The organism is Candidatus Frankia alpina (assembly GCF_902806485.1).
Classification (GTDB): Bacteria; Actinomycetota; Actinomycetes; order Frankiales; family Frankiaceae; genus Frankia; species Frankia alpina.
Genome location: NZ_CADCWT010000407.1, coordinates 1 through 2,514, shown reverse-complemented (window position 1 = coordinate 2,514; position 2,514 = coordinate 1). Strand labels below are relative to the sequence as shown.

The 2,514-nt window shown below is 72.0% G+C and carries 4 protein-coding genes; all 4 read right to left on the bottom strand.

What is annotated here, in order from left to right:
- Window positions 1–58 precede the first annotated feature (58 nt).
- Entirely contained in the window at window positions 59–340 is a 282-nt protein-coding gene (locus tag G6R25_RS23345) for a phage integrase N-terminal SAM-like domain-containing protein (RefSeq protein ID WP_163554584.1), read from the bottom strand.
- Window positions 337–621 (bottom strand): hypothetical protein, encoded by a 285-nt coding sequence (locus G6R25_RS25645; protein ID WP_205447397.1) that lies wholly within the window; start codon window positions 619–621, stop codon window positions 337–339. The genes G6R25_RS23345 and G6R25_RS25645 overlap by 4 nt, the downstream gene beginning before the upstream one ends.
- A gap of 64 nt (window positions 622–685) precedes the next feature.
- Window positions 686–1,567, bottom strand: coding sequence for a replication initiator (locus tag G6R25_RS28395; protein WP_336502452.1), 882 nt, complete (start codon window positions 1,565–1,567; stop codon window positions 686–688).
- Window positions 1,473–2,213, bottom strand: a complete 741-nt coding sequence (locus G6R25_RS28390; protein WP_235949489.1) for a replication initiator — start codon at window positions 2,211–2,213, stop codon at window positions 1,473–1,475. The genes G6R25_RS28395 and G6R25_RS28390 overlap by 95 nt, the downstream gene beginning before the upstream one ends.
- Between the last annotated feature and the right edge of the window lie 301 nt (window positions 2,214–2,514).

Here is a 2,514-nt window from a genome sequence, read left to right as displayed (position 1 = left end):
CACACCAACACCACATTGATGTCACGCAAAGCGACGAAACGTTACCGGGAAAGGCTCACTATTGCAACGCGCGGTAGACCTGGTTGGCGTACGCCGCGCTACGCCCCTCAGGCCGCCGAGGGCTCGGCAGGGTGCGGAAGTCGATCAGGAACTGTTCGACGTGGCTACGCTCTATGCCGGCCACGTCCCCGGGCGCGTCGTCGCGGTCAAGGAGCCAGGCCACGAAGGGGGCCGCAGCGTTCAGGTAGATCTGACGCGTCTTCGCCGTCTTGTTGGCCGCCTCCATCGACCTGTTCCACGAGGTCAGCAGCAGTTCCCACATGGCGTCCGGCGTGCTCATGCCGCTCCCCCAGCGGCACGCTGGCGGGCCTGGACGCTGCGCAGCGCCAGGCGCTGCATGTGGGCCTTGCGGAGATGTCCCGCGCGGCGGGCCCGTTCGTCCGGCGGGAGTACGCCGTCGGGGTCGGCCAGGGCCTCGAACTTGCCCAGGAACGCCCGGCGGGCCGGGGCGGTCATTGCCACGGGGTCTTCCGTGGCGAGGCGGGCGTTCACGGCGATCTGCGCGCGTAGCCGGCGGACCGACTCCCGTGGTTGCGCGCGCTCAGCGGTCGGGGAGACCACAGGGACCGCGTCAGTGGCCTGTCGTGGCAGCGGTGGGTGCGTCACGATGGTGATGCCTCTCCGTTCACAGGCGGGTGGGGTGGGCGGCCCTGGCGGGTACTTGGCGGTGGTCGCCGGGGCCGTCGTCGTGCTGTGCCGTGGCCCGGGAGTCCCGGGCGGCTTCCCGTCGTGAGCGGGCTTGGTCTGCGGCCATGTCGGCGAGTGCCTGGTCGCCGGTGCGGGCGTGGCCGGATGCCTGGTAGCGCCAGGTGGCGAGGGTGATGACCTGGTCGTCGTCTTCGGGCCGTCCCCAGGCGTCCAGCGGGGTGCGTTCGGCGCCGGCCGGGGTGTGGGTGCGGGCCCAGGTCCGGCGTCGTTCCCGGCACGCGGCGAACGTCGTCGAATAGGCGCGGCTCTTGGTGATCCAGTGGCCGTTGAAGCCGTACTGGTGGGCCCAGCGGTTCATGCCGAGGTCGCGGAAGTCTGACCAGGCGGCGAGGCGCCAGGCGGTCTTGACCAGCTCGGCCTGGTGGTCGGGCAGGAACAGGCAGCGGGTGTAGAGGTCTTCGGCGTCGCGGATGCGACTGTCCAGGGCGCCGGAGTCGGTGACCGACTTCGTGACGTACTTGGCGAGGTAGTTGCCGACCGTGGCCGGGGTGAGGTCCCCGCTGTCGACGACCAGGGGGCGCACGTCGACCTGTTCGCCCCAGCGGGCCGCGGCCATCGGGGGGCGGACCACCGGGGCGGGCACGAGCTGGGTGGGCAGGTCGTGGCGGTGCGGGTCGGGGCAGGGCTGCACGGCGCGGCGCACGGCCCACCGCCAGGCGGCGGCGAGCAGGTCGGCGGTGGCCCAGGCGGGCGGGGGTGCCCAGCTACCGGGGTCGGTGGTGGCGTCGTCCAGGCGCAGCACGGCGTGGAAGTGGATCGCGCCGCGGGCTTGGGCTTCGGCGACTTTGATGTAGCTGATGCGGAGCTGCCGGCGGAGGTCGGTGTCGGTGGTGTCGCGCAGGAACGCCAGGCGCCGGTAACGTCAGATCGACCGTGCGCTTCCACAGCCGGGGGGCGAAGCGGTTCCAGGTGACCAGGCCGGAGCTGTCGGCGCAGTCGAGGCAGATCCGTGCGCCAAGGCGGGGGTCGTCGTCGGTGTGGACCAGGCGGCAGCCGCGGGGCCGGCGGTGGGGGCACCGGCCCTCACGGGGGCTGCACACCTGCGCGGGCCCGTGGTTGGACCGGCGGGAGTGCACCGGGCCGAACGAGGGGGCGGTCACGGTCACGAACAGGCCCGGATGGTGGGCGACGGTCTCGGGAAGGTCGAGGCCGCCGGACAGGCCGGCGTGGACGATCTGCCAGGTGTCGCCGGCGTACAGGTAGGAGCACGACGGGCAGACGGTGGCCCGCCGGTTGCCGCACGGGACGAGGATCGTGCCGTCGGGCAGGCCGGCGGAGTCGAAGACGCGGCGGAGTTCACCGGTCAGCTTGTCGGCCTGGTCGACGTGTCCGGCGAGGCGGATGGGGTGGGTGCAGCCGGCGGTGCGCTGGATCTGCGCCCACACGTCGGCAAGGGTGCCGTCGGCGAGCCGGTCAGGGGACACGGCCAGGACATCGGGCAGCACGGGACGTCTCTCTTCTCAGCCGGAACCGCAGACATGGCGAGATCGGGACCGAGAAGAGAGGCTGTTTGTGTGAGTGCCGCGGGTGATCGTGGCGATGGTGCTGCCACGCCCGCTCAGGGCTGCCCTGCCACAGGCAATTCGTGTATGAGTGGTGGTCCCGACCTGGCCAACGGCCCGGTGTGGCGCGCTGCTCCCGGCCGGTGACCAACAGTCGAACAACTGTGCGGGTGTGCGGGTGGGAGATGCCCCCCGCCCGGCTGACACAGCCGCGCAGCTGCGGCCGGTCATGCGTCCTGTCCGC